Annotated in this window: 1 protein-coding gene; it reads right to left on the bottom strand. The window is 50.4% G+C overall.

The window, feature by feature from the left end; genetic code table 11:
• Positions 1 to 49: 49 nt before the first annotated feature.
• A partial coding sequence (locus tag AYC59_RS08510; RefSeq protein WP_066894435.1) for a TIGR04211 family SH3 domain-containing protein occupies positions 50 to 522 on the bottom strand: 473 nt, incomplete at its 5' end.

Raw genomic sequence — 522 nt, forward strand, 5'->3', positions numbered from 1 at the left:
GTCAAATACACAATTCCTAATAATAAGACAGTGCAACGAAGAAGGCGATTTAGTTCATCCAGCGATCTTTACGTTTGCGCCTTGGGATCAGGTGCGGCAATACCAGACCAAGCAGCAAGCCAAGCCCCAGCACGCCACCGCCATACATAAACCACTGCATGATGATGGTGCGCTGTTTGTCATCCAACTGCACGCTGGCGGCAGCAACCTTTTTCTGCGCGACAATCAGCTCGTTTTTCAGCTTCTGATTTTCTTCTTTTAACCCGTTGATCACGCTGTCGCTCTGCGCCACTTTTTGCTGCATTTCTGCCGTGCGCTGATTCCAGGTGTTATCGATATTGGTGAGTTTATCGGTCAGGGTTTTGACCTGATTTTCCAGATCTGGCACACGGGAGCGCAGGCTTGGCTCTGTGCTAAGTTGTTTCAACGGGATCCAGGCGGTACGGCCAGAGCTGTCTTTCACCTGGGCATAATTGGTGTTGGCGTCAGTTTGTAATAAGGTCACTTCCTCGCCGGCGTTAA

Origin of the sequence: Pseudostreptobacillus hongkongensis (assembly GCF_001559795.1) — a bacterium.
In the GTDB taxonomy this organism is placed as follows: Bacteria; Fusobacteriota; Fusobacteriia; order Fusobacteriales; family Leptotrichiaceae; genus Pseudostreptobacillus; species Pseudostreptobacillus hongkongensis.